We start from the raw sequence: 22,310 nt of genomic DNA, 5'->3' as shown, positions 1-22,310 counted from the left end.
AAGTCTAAAAAATAAGAAATGATTAAAAATATTGGAATAATTGGCGCTGGAACCATGGGCGCTGGAATTGCACAAGTAGCAGCAACAGCTGGGTGCACGGTTAAAATTTACGATACAAAAACCGATGCTTTGGAAAAATCTAAAGCCGATTTAGAAAAAATAATGAATCGTTTGGTTGAAAAAGGACGAATCGATGCTAATGAAAAGGAGCGCATTCAAAATAATATAAAGTACGTAAATACACTTAAGGAATTGAAAGATTCCCATATGACCATTGAGGCAATAATTGAAAACCTCGACATCAAAAAAAATGTGTTTTCAACGATTGAAAAGTTTGTAAGTGACGATTGTATATTGGCTTCAAACACATCTTCTCTATCTATTGCTTCCATTGCATCTTCCTTAGAAAAACCTGAGCGTTGTATAGGAATTCATTTCTTCAACCCTGCTCCATTAATGAAATTAGTTGAGGTTATTCCTGCGGTACAAACCTCTGAAGAAACTTTAAACATTTCTGTTCAAACCATTAAAGACTGGGGAAAAACAGTTGCAGTAGCCAAAGACACACCTGGATTTATTGTTAATCGTGTTGCAAGACCTTTCTACGGAGAAGCACTCCGAATTTACGAAGAAGGCATTGCCGATTTTGCTACTATCGATTGGACAATGACAAATTATGGAGGCTTTAAAATGGGTCCGTTTGAACTTATGGACTTTATAGGAAACGATGTAAACTATACGGTTACCGAAACTGTTTTTCAAGCGTTTTATTACGATCCACGATACAAACCTTCATTCACACAAAAACGCTTTGCAGAAGCTGGATATTTAGGTAGAAAAACTGGTAGAGGTTTTTACAACTACGGAGAAAATGCCGTAAAACCTGAACCTGTGTTTAAAGATGATTTAAACATTGAAGAGCTCGTTTTCGAAAGAATATTAGTAATGCTAATTAATGAAGCTGCTGATGCCCTTTTCTGGAATATCGCATCTGCGGAAGACATAGACAATGCAATGACCAAAGGAGTAAATTATCCAAATGGCTTATTGGCTTGGGCGAATGAAAAAGGAATCGATTGGTGTGTAGAGAAAATGGATGAGCTTTACGATAAATATCACGAAGATCGCTACCGTTGTTCACCGATTTTGAGGAAAATGAAAGATAACGGAAGTATATTCGACGTTTAAATTGAAAAATAATTAGGTTTTAAATCGAAATAAATATGAAGAAGTTTACTTATTTACTTTTGGCTTTATCTTTTATTCTTGGATCTTGTGGAAACAAGAAAGAAGAGAAAAAAGAAGAAAGCAATAAAACTGTTGAAACAGTATTAGAAAAAGCAAAAAGAATTCACGACAATGTAATAACCATTGACACCCACGTTGATTTTGATGTTCGCAACTTCACCGCAGAAAAAAATTACACACAAGAACTTCCAGTTCAAGTGGATTTACCTAAAATGGATAAAGGTGGTTTAGATGCTGTGTTCTTAATTGTATATACAGGACAAGGTGATTTAACAACCGAGGGCTACAAAAAAGCATATGAAAATGCCGACGCTAAGTTTAATGCTATTCATCGTTTAACTAAAGAATACGCTTCAGACCAAATAGAACTTGCAACTTCAGTAGAAGATGTACGTCGAATTGCAAAGTCGGGCAAAAAAATCGCTCTTATCGGGATAGAAAATGGTTACCCTATGGGGGAAGACATTTCTAAACTTCAAGAGTTTTACGACCGTGGAGCACGTTATTTATCGTTAGCTCACAATGGGCATAATCAATTAGCAGATTCAAATACAGGAGAAGAAGACGACGTTTGGCTTTATAAAAACAATCTAAGTGAGTTAGGGAAAGAAGCTGTTGCCGAACTTAACCGTTTAGGAATAATGATTGATGTTTCGCATCCATCAACAGGTTCAAACAAAGAAACTTTAGCACTTTCAAAGGCACCTGTAATAGCTTCACATTCTTCTGCTCGTGCATTAAATGATGTAAGTAGAAATCTTTGGGATGATGAGCTTTTAGCGATAAAAGAAAATGGTGGTGTAGTTCAAGCTGTAGCTTTTGCTAGTTATATCAACTCTAAAAAAGATTCTATTCACAAAGCCGCATCTCGAAAAATTTTGGATGAGATTGCAAAAGAAATGGATTTGAAAATCCTAAGCTGGCCTCAATATAGAGAGTTAGATGAAGCCGAAGCGGAAATATATCTAGATAAATACAGAAAACTACAGGCTACAGCAAAACCACGTATTGAAAAAGAAATTAATCCAATCGCACCTCCAGTTGATGTGAAAGATTTTGTAGATCATATAGACTATATGGTAAAACTTTTAGGAATCGATTACGTAGGAATCAGCTCTGATTTTGATGGTGGCGGTGGAGTTTATGGTTGGAGAGATGCTTCAGAAACTTTTAATGTTACTTTAGAATTAGTTAAACGCGGTTATAGCGAAGAAGACATCGCAAAGCTTTGGGGTGAAAACCTACTTCGTGTAATGGAAGAAGTAGAAAAAGTAGCTGCTAAAATTCAAAGTGAAGAAAAAGCCAATTAAACTTATTTCATTTTCAAACAGATTAAAAAAAGCCTTCCAAATTTATGGAAGGCTTTTTAATTTAAACGTTACGATGCTATATACTCATAGCTAGCTTGTAATCCAAGAGGAATTCCTAATGCCCAATAAACTAATAGGAAAATGGTCCAAAAAACGAAGAATGCAATTGAGTACGGCACCATGGTTGAAACTAATGTGCCAATACCTGTACCCTTTACATATTTCTGGCAATAAACAACTACCAATGGGAAGTAAGGCATTAACGGGGTGATAATATTAGATACCGAATCCCCTACTCTATATGAAGCCTGAGTTAAATCTGGCGATATTCCTAACTGCATTAGCATAGGCACCATTACAGGTGCAATAAGAGCCCATTTAGCTGAGGCCGACCCGATAAATATATTTACAAATCCTGTGAGAATAATAATTCCCACAATGGTGATTTGAGCAGGTAGATTTAATGATTGAAGCCCTGAAGCTCCTTTTAATGCTAATAAAGCCCCGAGATTAGATTTAGCAAAAGCATCAATAAACAATGCACAGAAAAAAGCCATTACAATGTAATAACTCATTCCGCTCATTGATTTGGTCATACTCTCAATAATATCTTTACTCGTTTTAAAGGTTTTAGACATCATTCCATATACCACACCTGGAATTAAAAATATGATAAAAATTAACGGCACTATAGATTGCATTAATGGCGCTGAAAAGGAAGTGATTTCACCTTTCGGGTCACGTAGTGCTGAATCTCCAGGATAAGCCCATAAAAACAATCCTATTAAACCCAATATCATTGCTAAACAAGCCGCGTAAAATGCCTTTTTCTCCTGTTTATCCAAAGAACCCATATTAACCTCTTCTCCTTCTTCAACAACTACAGGAACTTTTTTTAGTCGAGGTTCAACTATTTTATCTGTAATATACCAACCTATTAAAACTATAAGTATCGTTGAAGCTGAGGTAAAATACCAGTTATTTAATGGGTTTAACTGAATAGCAGGGTCTATAATTCTAGCGGCAGATTGTGTGAACCCTTGTAATAATGGATCAATACCCGAAGGGACGAAGTTTGCACTAAACCCACCTGATACGCCTGCGAAAGCAGCAGCAATTCCTGCAATAGGATGACGACCAGCGGCATAAAAAATAATTCCACCTAAAGGAATAACTAATACATATCCTGCATCGGTTGCTGTGTGAGAAACTATAGCAACTAAAATCAACATTGGGGTTAAAAGTGCTTTTGGTGTAATTCGCAACATCGATTTTAAACCTGCATTTATAAATCCAGAATGCTCCGCAACTCCTACTCCTAACATTGCTACAAGAACAATCCCTAAAGGAGCAAAACTGGTAAACACAGTTACCATACTTGAAAGAAATTTAGCCAATGCGGCACTTGTAAGTAAGTTGTGAATCTGAATTGCAGAACCTGTAGAAGGATCTATTTCTGAAAATTCTAAAGTTGAAAAGATTGCCGACAGCACCCAAATTAGGAGCATCAAGACAAAAAATAAAATGGCAGGATCGGGAAGTTTATTTCCTATTCGCTCTACTGAATCTAGTAGCTTGGTTACAAATCCTTTTTTTTCTGAAGTGGTCTCGTTAGTTGTATTCATATCTTTGAGTAAAAACAAATAAATGGTTTAAGAATCCATTTAAATGCTATTAAAAAAAGACTAACATACAATTATTTCTTAAAACTTAAGAAGTTTTCAAAGTAGCCAAACTTAAAATTATAGTTTTTTCCGCTATGCAAAAAGTTCTAGGATATTCTATAGTATCCAGACTTTAGGTAAGCCCCTTCATCAAAACCAATCGGGTGATCGATATCGTGTTGCGTAAATTCTTCTAATTGGCACGTAACTTTTAAACGGTCAAATTCTTCACGATGAATATCTAAAAACTCATCGGCATTAATTCTAGAAGAGCATGAAGCCAACAACAACAATCCGTTTTTTCTTGTTAATTGAATTCCGAGAGTAGTTAATTCGGCATATTTCTTTTTAGCGACATCAATTTCCTTTTTACTTTTTGCAAAAGAAGGCGGATCGATTATCACAATATCAAACTGCTTTTTGTGCTTAACCATATCGTTTAAAAGCTCAAAAGCATCCCCAGCTAAAGTAAAATGTTTGCCGTCGTGATTATTTAAGTTTGCATTCTGTTGTGCTAATTCTAATGCCTGTTTACTGAAATCTAAACTTGTAACTTCTTTCGCTCCACCAGCCAAAGCGTGGACCGAAAAACCACCAGCATATGAAAACACATCAAGTACGGTCTTGCCTTTAGCAAGCTGCCCCACTCTATGTCGATTTGCTCTGTGATCAAGAAAAAAACCTGTTTTATGTCCTAGTAAAAGATCGGCTTGAAAGTTCACACCATACTCCTTGAATGTTACCGTATGATTATCAAAATTGCCATAAAGCACATCACCTTCTTTAAAAGAAATTTTCATTTTTTGAAGGTTTCTACTTAGGCGAAGTACCAAACTTTCCACTTGACTTACTTCAGCAATAGCAGGTACTAGCATTTTAAGATATGGCAACCAAATAGGCGAATACAGTTTTACAACTCCTACATTATTATAGATATCAACTATAAGACCTGGAAGCCCATCATTTTCTCCAAAAATTAAACGATAAGCATTTGTATCAGTTTCTAATAATGGTTTACGAACTTCGTACGCTTCAAAAATTTTCTTCTGAAAAAACTCTTCATTAATTTTTGCACCACCTCCTAAATGAATCATTTTTATTCGAATTGGAGAATCTGGGTCGTAAAGTCCAATTCCAAACACTTTATTATTCCTCTGATCGAAAAGTATAGCAACATCGCCAGCTTTTCCTGGTTTATTAATTTTTTCAATACTTTCTGAAAATATCCAAGGATGCCCCTGTTTAACTAACTTTTCAGCAGTAGGTTTAAGTTTTATTGCCAAAGAAATTGGAGATGCCATATATCGCTGTTTTGTAAAGTAAAAGTATAGTTGTTTAAAAGAAAAAAGGAAATGATAATTGAGGTTAAAATTACTTAATCTTCATAAATAATAAGATTTTACAAATGTCTATATTTAATGTTCTATTTTTGTATTAAATCTAGCTAGTTTCATTTTAATCTAATATATGATTGAAAAAGATAATAATTCCTTTGGTTCAAAAATGAATCCTGAAGACATCCCTAGTAAAATGCTTTCTCTGGATCCTTTTAGCTCTTGGCTTGGGATTGAAATTTTAGAACTTAAAAAAGGGTTTGCCAAACTTGGTATGCGTATTAGAAAAGATATGCTAAATAGTATGGGAAAAGCTCACGGAGGAATTTCATTTTCTTTAGCAGATACTGCCTTTGGATTTGCAGCAAACTCTCAAGGTAAATATGCTGTATCTATCGAAACTTCCATTAATCATATTGAAGCCTTAGAAGAAGGAGATTACATAATTGCAGAATCGGTAATTGAGAGAACGAAAAATAAACTAGCATTTTATATTGTTGAAGTTAAACGAGAAGAAGAGTTAGTTGCACTTTTTAAAGGAGTTGGCTATAGAACTTCAAAAGAATGGACTGAAGAGTAGAATATTTTTATATTTTCTTTGCAGTTCCTTTATTTCTTAATATTTTAGAAAATACTGCTCTTGATAAGAATAGTATTCTATAATTTACAATTGTTTTTTTTGTTTAAAATCGGTTAATTTTTTCGAATTTCAACACTAAATTTGACAAGAAAATATCCAATATTGAATTATTTAGAAAGACAAGAGTAAAGCGAGGTTAGCGCTTCTTTTATAGACTAAAAAGTTTATCATTTTTTAATAAAAACTTAACCATTTAATAAAACGCATTAAATAGTTTTGATAAAATTTTCGAAAACCAAAATCTAATGAAATTAAAGAAATATCCTATTGATAGAATAAAAAGACCTTTTGCAAAATTAATGCAAGAAGAAAAATCTGGCGCCCTTGTTTTGGGGGTAAGTATAATCATTGCCTTTATACTTGCTAATTCACCAATTCACGAGCAATATCATCAATTTTTCGAACACGAATTTGGTTTTTATTTTGACGGGAGCCCTTACCTAGAATACAGTATTTCTGAATGGATTAACGATGGTTTAATGGCCATTTTCTTTTTTGTGGTAGGTCTCGAACTTAAAAGAGAGATAGTTGCTGGTGAGCTGTCTAATGTTCGAAAGGCAATGCTTCCTATTGCTGCAGCAATTGGGGGTATGTTAGTCCCTGCTGCTATCTATCTAGCCTTAAACCCAACAGGTGAAGTTCACAGTGGATGGGGAATCCCGATGGCTACTGATATTGCACTAGCGTTAGGAGTATTATATCTTCTAGGAAACAGAGTCCCCTTAGCTATAAAAGTATTTTTAACTGCCCTAGCCATTGTCGATGATTTAGGGGCTGTTTTAGTAATTGCATTTTTCTATACATCCAATATCTCATTCTTAAATCTTGCTATTGGTTTTGCATTTTTATTAATGATGTTTATTGGAAATAGAATGGGCGTACGAAGCATCATTTACTATGCTTTAATAGGAATTGTGGGTGTATGGACTGCATTTATTTTATCAGGTATTCACGCTACTATTGCAGCAGTATTAGCTGCTTTTATGATTCCTGCCAATGTAAGAATTAAAGAGAGTATTTATATTTCCAGAATTAAAAAGCATTTATTTAGATTTAAAAACACCGATCCAGACGATTTAATTCCAACGTTAACCAATAAACAATTACATATACTTGAGCGTGTTAGCCTAGACACCAAAAAAGCCATCCCACCGCTTCAAAGGTTAGAGCACGCAATGACTCCTTTCGTAAACTTTATTATACTTCCAATATTTGCCTTGGCAAATGCAGGTGTAACCGTATTTAATATTGAAATAGATAAGTTATTTAGCACCAATGTTGCCATTGGAGTTGGATTAGGATTGTTAGTAGGAAAAGTTGTAGGAATTGTTGGCTTCAGCTGGCTCGCAGTAAAATTAAATATTGCTTCATTCCCTAAATTAATGACCTTGAAAAGTCTTACTGGTTTAGCTTTATTAGCTTCTATCGGTTTTACAATGTCACTGTTTATTACTCAATTGGCATTCACTCACGAAGAGTTTAAAACGCAAGCTAAAATAGGTATCTTTATTGCTTCTATTATCGGTGGGTTATTAGGGTACTTTATATTAAACAAACAATTTAAAAAAACAATTTAAAAAGCTTGTAATTATGAAATGGAAAGGTAGAAGAAAGAGCGGTAATCTTGAAGACCGACGAGGAATGAGCAAGGGCAAAATGGCTGCTGGTGGTGGTATAGTTGTTACTATAATCGTTTTGGCCCTAAACTTTTTTGGAGGCGACACAGGCAAACAACTCGCCCCAATTGTTGAACAGATTGGAAACAGTCGAACTTCACAACAAGTTGAACAAAGAGAACTTACTGCTCAAGAAAAGGAAATGGGCGACTTTATGGCTACAGTCTTAGCTGATACTGAAGATGCCTGGCGCCAAATTTTTAACGAGAATAACTTAGGTAATTATCAAGAGCCTAAAATGGTACTTTTTACAGATGCAGTTAGAACAGGGTGTGGAAATGCTAGCTCAGCTTCAGGACCATTTTACTGTCCTGCAGATCAAAAGGTTTATATGGATTTAGTGTTCTTTAATGAATTAAAATCTCGTTTTGGAGCAAAAGGTGGTGACTTTGCCATCGCTTATGTAACTGCACACGAAATTGGACATCACGTTCAAACTTTACTTGGAACTTCTGGTAAAGTAACACAATTACAACGTCAGGCAGGTCAAGCACAAGCCAACAGACTTTCGGTTGCTTTAGAGCTACAAGCTGATTTCTATGCCGGGGTTTGGGCTCACTACAACCAAAAATACTTGGAAGAAGGTGACATAGAAGAAGCCCTAAGCGCAGCAAATGCTGTAGGTGATGACGCCATTCAAAAAAGAACACGTGGAGATGTTATTCCAGATAGTTTTACACACGGAACCTCTGAGCAACGTATGACTTGGTTTATGAAAGGTTTTAAAACTGGAGATGTAAGACAAGGAGACACCTTTGCAGAATTATTAAATTAACATTCAAAAACTTTAATGGAAGCATATATAATTGACGGAATTAGAACGCCAATAGGAAATTACAAAGGAACCTTATCTGCTGTTCGCACAGACGATTTAGGTGCTATTGTGATTAAAGAAATAGTAAAAAGAAACCCAAATATCCCTAGCGATGCTTATGACGATGTTATCATGGGATGCGCAAATCAAGCGGGAGAAGACAATCGAAACGTTGCTCGAATGTCATCGCTTTTAGCGGGATTACCTTACACTGTTCCTGGAGAAACAGTTAATAGACTTTGCAGTTCAGGTTTGTCTGCAATTATTCACGCAAACAGAGCAATAAAAGCTGGAGATGGCGATTTGTTTATTGCTGGTGGAGTTGAAAATATGACCCGCGGGCCATACGTAATTGCTAAACCTTCAAGTGCTTTTGGAAACGATTCTAAAATGTACGATTCAAGTTTTGGATGGCGTTTTATCAATCCAAAAATGCATGAACAATACGGTACTGATGGCATGGGAAATACCGCTGAAAATCTTGTCGAGAAGTATAATATCTCAAGAGAAGACCAAGATAAATTTGCACTTTGGAGTCAGCAGAAAGCTACTAAAGCACAGGAAAACGGAAGATTAGCAAAAGAGATTGTTACCGTTGAAATTCCACAACGCAAAAAAGATCCAATATTATTTTCAAAAGATGAATTTATAAAGCCTACAACTTCATTAGAAGTTTTAGGAAAACTACGTCCAGCTTTCAAAAAAGAAGGAGGCAGTGTAACAGCAGGAAATTCATCAGGATTAAATGATGGCGCAGCGGCAACAATTATTGCATCAGAAAACGCTGTAAAAAAATACAATCTTAAACCAATAGCAAGAATCGTAAGTTCTGCTGTGGTTGGAGTTGAACCAAGAATTATGGGTATTGGTCCTGTTGAAGCTTCTAATAAGGCGTTAGAAAAAGCAGGATTAACTATGGATGATATGGATATTATCGAGCTTAACGAAGCTTTTGCTGCGCAAGCATTAGCTTGTACTCGAGCATGGGGATTGAAAGATGATGACCCAAGATTGAACCCAAATGGAGGTGCAATTGCCATTGGCCACCCACTTGGAGTAACAGGAGCTAGAACTACTTATTCAGCAGCCCTAGAATTAAAAGAACAAAACAAGAGATACGCCTTGGTTACAATGTGTATTGGAGTTGGGCAAGGTTATGCTGCGGTAATCGAGCGAGTTTAAAAAATTGTTTTTCACTTAAAAAGTGAATTACTTAAAAAAATTATAATGAAAAAATTACATAATTACGTTACAGGACAATGGATTCAAGGTAAAGGTGAAGGTGTTCCTATGCACGACGCCATTACCGGTGAAGTAATTGCCCTTTCAGATACTGAAGGACTTGATTTTGGTGAAATTCTTCATTACGGAAGAACAAAAGGTGGAGAAGTACTTCGTAAAATGACTTTTCAAGAGCGTGGAAATATGCTTAAATCCTTAGCACTTCACCTCGTAAAAAAGAAAGCCGATTTTTATGAAATAAGCTATAGAACTGGTGCTACAAAGATTGATAGCTGGATAGATATTGAAGGAGGATTTGGAAACTTATTCGCTAATGCTTCTCTTAGAAAACTTTTCCCTAATCAATCTTATCACGTTGAAGGAGACCCAATAGATCTTTCTCGTGGCGGACGCTTTATGGCGCATCATATTATGGTGCCAAAACGTGGAGTTGCAGTACACATTAATGCTTTTAACTTCCCAGTATGGGGGATGTTAGAAAAGTGTGCGGTAAACTGGATGGCAGGTGTACCTGCTGTAGTTAAGCCTGCAACCAATACTTCATTCTTAACAGAAGCAGTTGTTCGAGAAATTATTGCTTCTGGAATACTTCCTGAAGGCGCTCTACAACTTATCACAGGATCTGCAAGAACTATATTAGACACCGTAGAATCACAGGATGTTGTTACTTTCACAGGTTCAGCTTCTACTGGTCGTATGTTAAAAGCACATCCTAGAATTATCGAGGAAGCGGTTCCTTTTACTATGGAAGCCGATTCATTAAACGCTTCAATTTTAGGAGAAGATGCCATTCCTGGAACCCCAGAATTCGACCTTTTTATAAAAGAAGTACGCAATGAAATGACCGTAAAATGTGGTCAAAAATGTACTGCTATTCGTCGTGTTATTGTTCCTGAAAACTTAGTTGAAGATGTACAAATAGCACTTGGAAAAGCACTTTCAAAAGTAACTATTGGTGACCCACGACTAAAAGAAGTAAGAATGGGCTCCTTGGTAAGTTTAGACCAAGTACAAGAAGTTCGTGAACGCGTTCAAGAGTTGTCAAAAACAGCAAGTATAGTTTATGGCGACTTAGATAAAATTGACGTTATTGGTGCTGATGCTAAAAAAGGTGCATTCTTAGCTCCAATTGTACTTCGTGAAGACAATCCTTTTAAAAACTTATCTGTTCACGAAACAGAGGCATTTGGACCTGTTAGTACTATTATGCCTTATAAGAACTTAGATGAAGCTATTACCTTAGCTCAAATGGGGAAAGGTTCCTTGGTTTCTTCTATCGCTACCAATGATGATAAAATAGCAAAAGATTACGTAGTAAATGCTGCTTCACATCACGGTAGAATTTTAGTGATAAACCGTGAAAGCGCTAAGGAAAGTACAGGACACGGTTCACCACTACCAAGTTTAGTTCACGGTGGTCCAGGACGTGCTGGTGGAGGTGAAGAAATGGGCGGAATGCGCGGTATTAAGCATTATTTACAACGTACAGCCATTCAAGGTTCTCCAACTACATTAACTGAAATCACAGGAATTTATCAGGCAAATGCAGATTATAAAGAAGCCGATAAACATCCTTTTGCATATCACTGGGAAGACATAAAACCAGGTATGTCGCTTAAAACTCACAAGCGAACACTTACAGATTCAGACATTATAAACTTTGCGAATCTTACTTGGGATCATTTTTATGCTCATACAGATATCACTTCGCTAGATGGAAGTATTTTCGAAAAACGAACAGCTCACGGTTACTTCATTATTGCAGCAGCAGCAGGACTATTTGTTTATCCTAATAAAGGTCCAGTAGCTGCAAACTATGGACTAGAAGATTGTAGGTTCCTGCGTCCGTTATACCATAATGATACTATTTATGTTCGACTAACGTGTAAGCAAAAAGTTGATCGCGACGTAGCTTCTGCAGAACATCCAAGTGGAATAGTAAAGTGGTTTGTTGAAGTTTTTGACGCCGAAGATGAATTGGTTGCAGTAGCGACAATTTTAACGATGGTTCAAAAGAAACAGGAGGTTTTTGTTGAAATGACTGAAGAGAAAATTCAGGAATTAGTAAACAAATTAACTGAAAATGATAAGCCAAAATGGGGTATTATGACACCTCAACATATGCTGGAACATTTAGAAGAATCGTATAAAGTTCTTGGAGGGCAAGTTCAAGATTTTGAAATTGTAACTCCTGAAAATATTGTAGAGAAAGTTAGAAACAGTCTCTATAATTATGAAAAGTTCCCTCAAAACTCACAATTCCCTACTATGAAAAAGGGAGAGCTGGAAGATTTAAAACATCCAGATTTAGCAACTGCTAAGGAGAAATTTTTTGAAGCAAGAGAACAATACACTGCTTTTTTCAAAGAAAACCCTGATGCTGTGCTAAAAAATATGGTTTTCGGTGAATTGAATAAATATGAATCTTACCTACTGGAAAGAAAACACCTAAACCACCATTTTGAACAGTTTGGGTTGATTTAATTATCTAGATATATTCTATTATATTTAAAATGGTCTCTTAGTTTTAAGGGACCATTTTAAATTTAGAAACATCTACTTTTCTTTTTTACTCTCGTCTTTTAGTAGAATTTCATATAGTAGATAAAGTCCAATAATCGCAGCAATCACAAACAGTATGAATGCAAATCCTGGATAACCGGCAATTGTCCATGAACTAGGAACTCTCACCAACATCGCTGCTCCAATAATTAGAGCTGCGATGATAAGTCCGGCTGTAATTCGATTGGCCACTTTTTGAAATGCACCCGTAAATCGCTGTTCATCAATAGCATCAACTTTAATTTTTAACCTATTATCCGCTAGAAGTTCTGAGAATTTATTTAATCGATAAGGCAAGTTTTCTGTTAGCTCTTTCATTTCCAGAAATACCTCCATTAAATTTTCTGGTTTTAAATTCTCCTTCATTCGCTTCTGCATCAAAAGCTGAACATAATCTTTTACGGTTTGTTGCACATCGTATTCCGGTGCGAGATATGCCACAATTTGGTCTAGATTGAGTAAAATCTTTCCTAGAATATTCAGTTCTACGGGAATATGAATGCCTTCTTTTGCAGCCATTTGGTTCATTTTTATCAAGATCCTACCCGTTTGCAAATCCTTAGCCCGAGCATTTTCATTTTCCTGAGTTTTGCGGATTACATCTTTTTTGAAATTGGATACATCCTTCTTGTCATCGTATTCGCTTATGCTTAAAAGTATATCTGCAACACGAGAACCATCGTAATTACTTAAGCCAATCATCAATTTTAAAATAATCTCTTGCATTTCATTACTGAACTTGGCTACCATTCCCAAGTCCATAAGCGCAATCTTATTTTCTGGCGTTAAATAAACATTTCCCGGATGTGGATCGGCGTGGGCAAATCCATCCACTATAATTTGTTTTAAATAGCTTTTTACCAAATCATCCACTAAAGGTTCAAAAGAAATGTCGAGACGTTTTAAAGGTGAAACCTTTGTGATTTTCCCTCCTTCAATAAATTCCATTGTAAGCACCTTGGAAGAGCAATAATCCAATATTGGAGCAGGAATGAACATATGCTCAAATTCAACTAGATTCCTTTTTAATGTAGCCAAATTTTGAGCTTCCAAAGTATAGTCTAGCTCCTTCAATAAAACGTATCGAAGTTCTTCAATCACACTGTGAATGGCGTAATTACGTCCCATTTCACTATAAGTTTCAAGCTTTTCCGAAATAGACATCAATGTATCTAGATCTTCAATAAATCGCTTCCGAATTCCTGGACGTTGCACTTTTACGGCAACAGTTTTTCCTGAGTGAAGGACAGCACGATGAACTTGACCAATAGAAGCACTTGCCAAAGGTTCTTTTTCGAAAGATGCGAATGCTTTGGAAATACGTACTCCTAACTCTTCTTTAAATATTGTTTCGACCTCTTGATAATCTACAATCTCAACATCATCCTGAAGTGTCGCTAAGGCGTCTAAAAATGGAGGGGGTAATAAGTCTGGACGGGTTGAAAGAAGTTGACCGAGCTTAACATAAGTAGGCCCCATACTTTTTAAGTCTTCCGCAAGTTCTTCTGGGGAATGGTCAAAGTTTTCCGTTTCAACTTCCGACTCAGAATCGGCCATCTTTTCTTCGGTATAGGAAAAGACATCGCTATTCCAATACTTCATCATAAATTTAAAGAAACGGATATACTTGTCGTATTGATCAGGAAGTAGGCTCATAATTTGTAATTTTTATGAAAACTACAAAATTTACTTAACTGTCTATATGAGCTTTAGGATAAATTTAGGTAAAATGAATCCCCTATTCGTTTTTAATCTTCCGAAATTTTTTCTTTCCCTTTCTTAGTTGCGATTACACTAATAATTAATATCTGAAACGCGTGATAGAACATCAGCGGTAAAAGTACTATTCCAATTATACTAGTCTGCCCAAAAAGTGCTTCCGAAAATACAGTTCCGTGGACTAAAGATTTTTTAGTTCCACAAAATTGATTTGTAATTCTGTCGGCGTGATTGAAGTTAAGCAGTTTCCCAAACCACCCTGTTAGGGAGTACACAATGTAAAACAGAATTAAAACCAATGCTACCATTACCCCCATTTCTAAAATACTTACGCTTGAAAAAATTTCATCTTCAAAAGATTGGACGAAGCTTTTATATATTATCAGCAAAATCACAAACTTATCGAATAAGCTAAGCTGTCTTTTATGCCGTTGTGCCCAAGCTCCGAAAAACTTACGAAGTAAAAGTCCCAGTATTAATGGGATTAAAATTTCAGTAATCAACTGAATATAAATTGAAGAAAAATCGAAAGCTACATCTGTTTGACTTATAAATGGCATCATCCACAGCGGTGTTAAAACTATCCCGATAATTCCCGATATGCTTGCATTAAAAATCGCTGCAGGTAAATTTCCTTTAGCCATAGACACCATCACAACCGAAGAAGATACAGTAGATGGCAATGCTGCCATAAATAAAAACGCCAACCAGAGAAGCTCGTAATCCGAATCTTTAAAAAGCGGGTAAAACGGCAGTATTAAAAGTGGAAATAGAATAAATGTAGAACTCTGAACGGTAAGATGTAATTTCCAATTTTTTAGCCCATTTTTAATCGCTTCAGAATTCAGACTCAAGCCATAAAAAAAGAAAATAAAAGAAATACCAATACTACTAATCAATCCCATAGGTATCGGGCTGCTTGATGCTGCAAGTTGAGGAAAAAAGTAGGCAAGAATAATGCTAACTACAATTGCAATTACAAACGAATCGATCTTAAGCTTCTTAAGCATAGAATTTTTTAGCAAAGATATAAGTGCTGAGCATTTTAAGGTGACGTATTTTAAAAAAGTAGATCAAATATGTTTTTTGAAAATATTTCCAAATGTTTGATTAAAATCTACGTCATTAAAGCTCAATTAGGCATTAAATTTATAAAAAGTTGATTTATTTTGTAGAGCTAGAAAAGACCATAGTTTTTGCAAGCCTTTTGAATGGTTAAAAAGATCATTTGAAATGGAAAAGTCTTTTATTTTAAATAAATTGTAACCAAACGAAAATCCGCATAAAAAGCGAAATAATATGAATGAAGCATACGTAAAACACAGCACTCAAAACGAAATTGCAACCATCGAATTTTTTCACCCAGCACATAACAGCTTACCAGGTGAATTATTGGCAAAACTTGCAAATACTATTACCGAAGTCGGGAATGATGATAAGGTGAAAGTTATCATATTAAAAAGTGGTGGCGATAGAACTTTTTGTGCAGGTGCAAGTTTCAATGAATTAATCAACATCAACGATGCCGAAACAGGTAAAATATTTTTTAGTGGTTTCGCAAATGTGATTAATGCAATGCGCAAATGTCCAAAGTTTATCATAGGAAGAATTCAAGGAAAGACTGTTGGTGGTGGCGTTGGCGTTGCATCGGCAACGGATTATTGTATGGCAACAAAATTTGCTGCAATTAAATTGAGTGAACTTAACGTTGGTATCGGCCCATTTGTAGTTGGTCCAGCTGTAGAAAGAAAATTAGGAACAAGTGGGTTTAGTCAAATAGCCATAGACGCAAATTCTTTTTACGACGCCGAATGGGCTAAACAAAAAGGATTGTACAATCAAGTTTACGACTCTACTGAAGAAATGGATGAAGCTGTTCAAAAATTTGCTGAAAACCTTTGCAAGTATAACCCTGAGGCAATGAAAGAAATGAAAAAAGTTTTTTGGAGCGGCACCGAAGATTGGGATGAACTTTTAGCCGAAAGAGCAGTAATTTCAGGAAGATTAGTCCTAAGCGATTTCACGAAAGAAACACTGAAGAGATTTAAATAATGAGCGGTGAGTGGTGAGTGGTGAGCGTGAAAAGCAAGCTTTTCTTTGAGTGATGAGATAAATAATTTTTCAAAACTTATAATTATGGAAAGTCAATATCATTTTAAATTTGAAGACCTACAAGTTTATCAAAAGGCTATAGACTTTGGTGAGTTTGTAAACAAGCAAGTAGAAACATTTCCAAGTCACGAAATTTATAAATTGTCATCTCAGTTTATTCGCGCAGCAGACTCAATTGCTTTTAATATTGCCGAAGGTTCAGGTAGTACCGATGTGAATTTTAATCGTTATTTAAAAATGGCCTGGGACAGTTCTCATGAATGTGTAGCTGCATCTACTAAAGCTCGACTGAGAAAATACATTAGCTTTGAAACAGATGAAGAAAACAGAAAACGATTAACAGAATTAGGCAAAATGCTTTCATCATTAAGACGACATTTAAAAAACAAATAAGATGGTTCACCTCTCAAAGCGAAGCGCTCTCATCACTCACCTCTAAACTAAATTATGATCTATTCATTCAAAGGCCACATTCCAGTAATTCACGAATCTAGTTTTGTTCATCCACTGGCTGCTGTAACTGGGAATGTAATTATTGGAAAAAACTGCTATATTGGACCGGGCGCTGCAATTCGTGGAGACTGGGGAGAGATAATCTTGGAAGACGGAGTGAATGTACAAGAAAACTGTACAGTCCATATGTTTCCAGGTAAGAGTATTGTTTTAAAAGAAGGCGCTCATGTAGGCCACGGCGCAGTTATTCACGGCGCTAATTTAGGCAGGAATTGCTTGATTGGGATGAATAGCGTTATTATGGATGATGCTGAAATTGGCGACGAATGTATTGTTGGTGCAATGAGTTTTGTGAAAGCTGAAGAAAAATTTCCCAAAAGAAAATTGATTGTAGGAAATCCAGCTAAAGCCATTAAAGATATATCAGATGATATGATTGCATGGAAAACGGCGGGAACAAGATTGTACCAACAATTACCAACTGATTGTCACGAAAGTTTAAAGGAGGTTGAACCATTACGCGAAATCCCAAAAAATAGACCTGTACAAGAGGATTTTTATAAAACGCTTCAAGATTTTAGAAAAAAATAATAATGTATAATAAAGAAATAGAAACACTTCCTCTTGAAAAGCTTAGGAAGCTACAAAGCGAACGTCTAGTGAATCTCGTAAACCGAGTATATAAAACCGTTCCGTTTTATAAAAATCTTTTTGATGAATCAGGAATTGATGTGTCATCAATAAAATCGATTAATGATATTCACAAGCTTCCTTTCACCAAAAAAACAGATTTAAGAGATCAGTATCCTTTTGGATTTTTAACTGTACCTGAAAACCAATTAGCACGAATTCATTGCTCAAGTGGTACTACAGGAAAACCTACAGTGGTAGCTTACACAAAAAAAGACTTAGATATTTTCTCAGAAGTTGTAGCTCGCTCTTTGGCAGCTGGAGGTGCAAAACCTGGAATGAAAATGCATAATAGCTATGGTTATGGCTTATTTACTGGCGGGATTGGAATTCACTATGGAGCAGAAAAATTAGGGATGTCTGTAGTACCTGTTTCAGTTGGAATGACCGATAGACAAATTACCTTATTACAAGATTTTCAGCCTGAAGTAATTTGCTGCACCCCTTCTTACGCTCAAACCATTGCTTTTGAATTGGAAAAAAGGAACTTAAAAATATCCGACCTTAATTTAAAATATGCTATTTTAGGAGCTGAACCTTGGACAGAAGCTATAAGAAGTGACATAGAAGCCTCTCTAGGAGTAAAAGCAACTAATATTTATGGTCTGAGTGAAATTATAGGTCCTGGAGTTTCACAGGAAGCCTATAATGAGCAAGGTACTGGAAGTTATGTTTGGGAAGATCATTTCTTTCCTGAAATTGTAGATAAGGATACAGGTGAACCTCTTCCTTATGGAGAAGAAGGTGTGTTAGTGTTTACCACACTTACAAAAGAAGCCATGCCTTTTTTAAGGTATTGGACAAATGATATTTGCAGTCTGTCTTACGACCATAGCACGTCTAGAACTCACATTAAAATGGGGCAAATTAAAGGACGTTCAGATGATATGCTTATTATTAGAGGTGTAAATTTATTTCACACTCAAATTGAAGAAATTTTTCAGGAGTATAAAGAATTAGCACCAAACTATCAGCTAATTGTCACCAAAAATGGTTTAACAGATCAAGTAGAGGTTAAAGTTGAAACCAACTCAGACTTTCAAATTAAATTAGGTTTAGAGAATGGATTCAAAGAAGATGAGGTTTTAAGGAATTCAGCATTAGCTTCTATGTCTAATCAATTGAAAAAAAATATAAAAGATAAAGTAGGATTGAGTATTAAGGTGACCTTGAATTGTTATGGGGCAATCCCTAAAAGTGAAGGAGGAAAATTAAACCGTATCATTGACTTACGAAATTCTTAAAAAATAAAATATGCCTAAGCAGGAATTTAGAATGCCCAAAATGGGCGAAAGCATTACCGAAGGAACCATCATAGAATGGCACGTAAACGTTGGCGAGTCTTTTGAAGAAGGAGATGTACTTTTAGAAGTAGCTACAGATAAAGTGGATAATGAAGTCCCTGCAGTAGCTTCAGGAAAGTTAATTGAACAAAAATTCAGCAATGGAGATGTAGTTCCAATCGGAGAAGTTATAGCTATTTTAGAACTTTCAGATAGTGTAGGTTTAGAAAAATCAGATTCAAAAACTTCATCATCACCTTCAAAAAATAAGGTTGCTCAGCGCAGTAGTACTAGTTCAGCTTCAAAAGAAAAAATTGCGAAGCCTAGTCAAAGTTCACCAGCAAAATCATTTAAAGTAAATGAAAACCTATTCATTTCACCTTTGGTTGATAGCATTGCCAGAAAGCATCATATTAGCTATGAAGAGTTAGCACGAATTCCTGGAACCGGAAAAGATGGACGCTTACGTAAGAGTGATGTTACAGAGTATATTGCAAGCGGACGTCCGTTTAAGTTTGCACAACCTGTTTCAGAGCCTACAGGGTTTCAAGTGCCAGATTTAAAATTTGACAAAGGCAAAGGGAAAATAGTAGAAATGGATCGTATGCGTCAAATGATTGCCGACCATATGGTTTTTTCTAAACATACATCTCCACACGTTACTGCTTACGTGGAAGCCGATCTTACGGAAATGGTAAAGTGGCGAAATGAAAACAAAATTCCATTTCAGAAAAAATACAATGAAAAGCTTACATTCACCCCATTATTTATTGAATGTGTAGCCAAAGCAATTACCGATTTCCCTATGATAAATTCATCTTTAGATGGAAAAAATGTAATTGTGAAAGAGGATATAAATATTGGAATGGCAACTGCCCTACCTACAGGTAACTTAATTGTTCCAGTGGTAAAAAATGCTGACAAAAAAAGCCTGAAAGAGTTAGCTGAAGCCACGAACGAATTAGCAGGTAAAGCCCGTGACAATAAGTTAAAAGGTGACGACACTAAAGGAAGTACTTTTACTATTAGTAATGTTGGAACTTTTGGTAGTTTAATGGGTACACCAATAATTAACCAACCCGAAGCAGCAATTTTGGCTACAGGAATTATAAAAAAGCGCGCTGAGGTTATGGAAAGAGAAACGGGAGATACTATTGAAATTCGCCATATGATGTACCTCTCTCTTTCATTCGACCATAGAATAGTTGATGGATATTTAGCTGGTTCATTTTTGAGAAGAATTGCTGACTATATGGAGAAGTTTGATGTAAATAGGGAATTGTAGTCAATACTACTACTACAAACTAGCGACAAGCATTTTGACAGGGATTATCGCGAGTAAAAAGTACCCTTCAAAATGACAAAGAAAAAGATAAAAGAAAGAATTAATTTAAAAGTTAGAGCTAACAGTTTTTAAAACCTTGTTAAGTCTCAGAACAATTATAAAATCGTGAATCGATGGTTAATAAAATAAATAAAGAAACCCTTAAAAAAGCCTTTAAAACTCTCGTTACTGCAAAAGGAATGACTGAGATTTATGAGGAGAACTTTAAGACTGTTTCAAAATACGTTCATGCAACTTCGCGTGGTCACGAGGTGATACAAATAGCTGCAGGGATGCAACTCTTACCGCAAGATTATGTATTTCCATACTACAGGGATGATTCAATCTTGCTTTCTATTGGGATGACACCTTATGAGTTAATGCTTCAGGTTTTAGCTAAAAAAGACGATCCTTTTTCCGGTGGGCGAACTTATTACTCTCATCCAAGCTTAAAAGACGACGATAAGCCTAAAATTCCTCATCAGAGTTCTGCTACAGGAATGCAAGCAATACCTGCCACTGGGGTAGCTTTAGGCTTTTGGTATAAAGAATCCTTTAATTCAGAATTCAAAACTCAGGATTCGAAATTAGATGCTCCAATTGTAATTTGTAGTTTAGGCGACGCTTCTGTTACTGAAGGTGAAGTTGCTGAAGCCTTCCAAATGGCTGTTTTAAAGAAACTGCCCATACTTTACTTGGTTCAGGACAATGGTTGGGATATTTCAGCAAACGCAGCTGAAACAAGAGCTCAAAATGCTTATGAGTATGCAAAAGGTTTTAATGGACTAGAGGCGGTAACTATTGATGGAACTGATTTTGAAGAAAGCTACAACACACTTCAAGATGTAATTTCAAAAATAAGAACTGAGCGCAGACCATTTTTAGTACACGCAAAAGTCCCATTATTAAATCACCATACTTCAGGTGTTAGAATGGAATTTTATCGCGACGATTTAGACGAAGCTAGAACTCGTGACCCATATCCGAAAATGGTAAAACTATTGCTGGATAATGGTTTTAAACAAAAAGAATTAGACGAGATTGAGAGCGAAGTTAAAAACGAAGTCAAAAAGTCATTAGAAAAAGCTTTTAAAGCAGAAGACCCAAAATCGGAAGATTTATTTACTCACGATTTTGCACCAACCGAAATAACCGAAGAAGTTGGAGATAGAAGCCCGAAAGGTGCCGAAAAAGTAGTGATGGTGGATTGTGCTTTATCTGCTATTGAGGAAATTATGCGCAAGCATCCTGAATCCTTATTATATGGCCAAGACGTGGGAAGGCGATTGGGAGGAGTTTTCCGTGAAGCTGCTACTTTAGCTGAAAAGTTTGGCGACAACCGCGTTTTTAACACTCCTATTCAAGAAGCTTTTATAGTTGGGAGTACAGTTGGAATGAGTGCCGTAGGTTTAAAACCATTCGTTGAAGTTCAATTTGCCGATTATATTTGGCCAGGACTAAATCAGTTATTTACCGAAGTAAGTCGTAGTTGTTACCTTTCGGAAGGAAAATGGCCCGTTTCAATGGTATTACGTGTTCCAATTGGAGCTTATGGTAGTGGTGGGCCTTATCATTCTTCTTCAGTAGAAAGTATTGTTACAAATATCCGTGGATTAAAAATAGCCTATCCAAGTAATGGAGCAGATCTTAAAGGTCTTTTAAAAGCGGCTTATTACGATCCAAACCCTGTTGTAATTTTTGAGCATAAAGGACTTTATTGGAGTAAAGTGAAAGGAACAAAAGGAGCTACTTCAGTATTACCTGCAGAAGATTATATTTTACCATTTGGAAAAGCTTGGGTTTTACAAGAAATTTGGAAGCAAGAAGATGAAGAAACTCTTTCAATAATAACTTATGGAATGGGAGTACATTGGGCAATGAATGCTTCTGAGGAACTTGGAATGCAGGATAAAATTGAAGTTGTAGACCTTAGAACCCTTCACCCATTAGACTATGAAACAGTTTTTAAATCGGTTAAAAAATGTGGAAAATGTCTAGTTGTAACAGAAGAGCCATCAGAAAATGGATTCAGTAGAGGACTTCAAGGAAGAATACAAGAAGAATGCTTTCAATATTTAGATGCACCAGTAATGCTAATTGGTTCAGAAAATATGCCAGCCATTCCTTTAAACTCAACACTTGAAGAGACAATGATTCCTTCAACTGAAAAGGTTAAAAAGAAAATATTGGACATATTAGGATATTAAAGAGTTTTTAATGATTAATTAAAAATTAAACA

Annotated in this window: 17 protein-coding genes; 13 read left to right on the top strand and 4 right to left on the bottom strand. The window is 35.8% G+C overall.

Features of this window, described 5'->3' with window-relative positions; genetic code table 11:
• Positions 1-18: 18 nt before the first annotated feature.
• On the top strand, positions 19-1,188 hold the full coding sequence (locus G3A46_RS03845; protein ID WP_165146426.1) for a 3-hydroxyacyl-CoA dehydrogenase NAD-binding domain-containing protein: 1,170 nt from the start codon (positions 19-21) through the stop codon (positions 1,186-1,188).
• A gap of 35 nt (positions 1,189-1,223) precedes the next feature.
• A complete protein-coding gene (locus G3A46_RS03840) occupies positions 1,224-2,558 on the top strand; it encodes a dipeptidase (RefSeq protein ID WP_165146423.1) in 1,335 nt (444 codons plus the stop codon).
• 68 nt (positions 2,559-2,626) lie between these two features.
• Here the strand turns inward: G3A46_RS03840 and G3A46_RS03835 are convergent, their stop codons facing one another.
• Together G3A46_RS03835 and G3A46_RS03830 are read right to left on the bottom strand one after the other, a co-directional pair.
• The gene (locus G3A46_RS03835) at positions 2,627-4,183 is read right to left on the bottom strand and encodes an AbgT family transporter (RefSeq protein WP_165146420.1); all 1,557 of its coding nucleotides are present in this window, start codon (positions 4,181-4,183) and stop codon (positions 2,627-2,629) included.
• Positions 4,184-4,329: 146 nt separating this feature from the next.
• Positions 4,330-5,523, bottom strand: coding sequence for a class I SAM-dependent rRNA methyltransferase (locus G3A46_RS03830; RefSeq protein ID WP_165146417.1), 1,194 nt, complete (start codon positions 5,521-5,523; stop codon positions 4,330-4,332).
• 202 nt (positions 5,524-5,725) lie between these two features.
• Here G3A46_RS03830 and G3A46_RS03825 point away from each other — a divergent pair, with 202 nt between their 5' ends.
• The 5 genes from G3A46_RS03825 to paaZ all read left to right on the top strand — a co-directional run bounded on the left by G3A46_RS03825 (position 5,726) and on the right by paaZ (position 12,412).
• Complete coding sequence (locus G3A46_RS03825; RefSeq protein ID WP_139856642.1) at positions 5,726-6,136, top strand: hotdog fold thioesterase; 411 nt, start codon at positions 5,726-5,728, stop codon at positions 6,134-6,136.
• A 305-nt stretch (positions 6,137-6,441) separates the two neighbouring features.
• Positions 6,442-7,773: a Na+/H+ antiporter NhaA gene (nhaA, locus tag G3A46_RS03820; RefSeq protein WP_165146414.1), complete on the top strand. Its 1,332-nt coding sequence runs from the start codon at positions 6,442-6,444 to the stop codon at positions 7,771-7,773.
• Between the two features lie 13 nt (positions 7,774-7,786).
• Entirely contained in the window at positions 7,787-8,647 is an 861-nt protein-coding gene (locus tag G3A46_RS03815) for a neutral zinc metallopeptidase (RefSeq protein WP_139856625.1), read from the top strand.
• A 15-nt stretch (positions 8,648-8,662) separates the two neighbouring features.
• Positions 8,663-9,868, top strand: a complete 1,206-nt coding sequence (gene pcaF / locus G3A46_RS03810) for a 3-oxoadipyl-CoA thiolase (RefSeq protein ID WP_165146411.1) — start codon at positions 8,663-8,665, stop codon at positions 9,866-9,868.
• A gap of 45 nt (positions 9,869-9,913) precedes the next feature.
• A complete protein-coding gene (gene paaZ / locus G3A46_RS03805) occupies positions 9,914-12,412 on the top strand; it encodes a phenylacetic acid degradation bifunctional protein PaaZ (RefSeq protein ID WP_165146408.1) in 2,499 nt (832 codons plus the stop codon).
• 72 nt (positions 12,413-12,484) lie between these two features.
• Here paaZ and G3A46_RS03800 read toward each other — a convergent pair whose 3' ends face one another.
• Entirely contained in the window at positions 12,485-14,146 is a 1,662-nt protein-coding gene (locus G3A46_RS03800) for an AarF/UbiB family protein (RefSeq protein ID WP_165146405.1), read from the bottom strand.
• 92 nt (positions 14,147-14,238) lie between these two features.
• Positions 14,239-15,219 carry a bile acid:sodium symporter family protein gene (locus G3A46_RS03795; protein WP_165146402.1) on the bottom strand — a complete coding sequence of 327 codons (981 nt, stop codon included), beginning with the start codon at positions 15,217-15,219 and terminating at the stop codon, positions 14,239-14,241.
• Positions 15,220-15,508: 289 nt separating this feature from the next.
• On the opposite strand from G3A46_RS03795, the gene G3A46_RS03790 reads away from it, so the two are divergent.
• From G3A46_RS03790 to G3A46_RS03765, 6 genes are all read left to right on the top strand, one after another.
• Positions 15,509-16,261, top strand: a complete 753-nt coding sequence (locus G3A46_RS03790; protein WP_165146400.1) for an enoyl-CoA hydratase/isomerase family protein — start codon at positions 15,509-15,511, stop codon at positions 16,259-16,261.
• An 84-nt stretch (positions 16,262-16,345) separates the two neighbouring features.
• Complete coding sequence (locus G3A46_RS03785) at positions 16,346-16,714, top strand: four helix bundle protein (RefSeq protein ID WP_165146398.1); 369 nt, start codon at positions 16,346-16,348, stop codon at positions 16,712-16,714.
• 54 nt (positions 16,715-16,768) lie between these two features.
• Positions 16,769-17,365, top strand: a complete 597-nt coding sequence (locus tag G3A46_RS03780; RefSeq protein WP_165146396.1) for a transferase hexapeptide repeat family protein — start codon at positions 16,769-16,771, stop codon at positions 17,363-17,365.
• 2 nt (positions 17,366-17,367) lie between these two features.
• Positions 17,368-18,708, top strand: a complete 1,341-nt coding sequence (locus G3A46_RS03775; protein WP_165146393.1) for a phenylacetate--CoA ligase — start codon at positions 17,368-17,370, stop codon at positions 18,706-18,708.
• 10 nt (positions 18,709-18,718) lie between these two features.
• On the top strand, positions 18,719-20,032 hold the full coding sequence (locus G3A46_RS03770; protein WP_241836855.1) for a dihydrolipoamide acetyltransferase family protein: 1,314 nt from the start codon (positions 18,719-18,721) through the stop codon (positions 20,030-20,032).
• A 173-nt stretch (positions 20,033-20,205) separates the two neighbouring features.
• Positions 20,206-22,278 carry an alpha-ketoacid dehydrogenase subunit alpha/beta gene (locus tag G3A46_RS03765; protein WP_165146390.1) on the top strand — a complete coding sequence of 691 codons (2,073 nt, stop codon included), beginning with the start codon at positions 20,206-20,208 and terminating at the stop codon, positions 22,276-22,278.
• Positions 22,279-22,310: the final 32 nt, after the last annotated feature.

Origin of the sequence: Aequorivita sp. KMM 9714 (genome assembly GCF_011065475.1) — a bacterium.
Taxonomy (GTDB): Bacteria; Bacteroidota; Bacteroidia; order Flavobacteriales; family Flavobacteriaceae; genus Aequorivita; species Aequorivita sinensis.
Note: the sequence above shows the minus strand (reverse complement) of the source record. Positions and strands in the feature narration are given on the sequence as shown.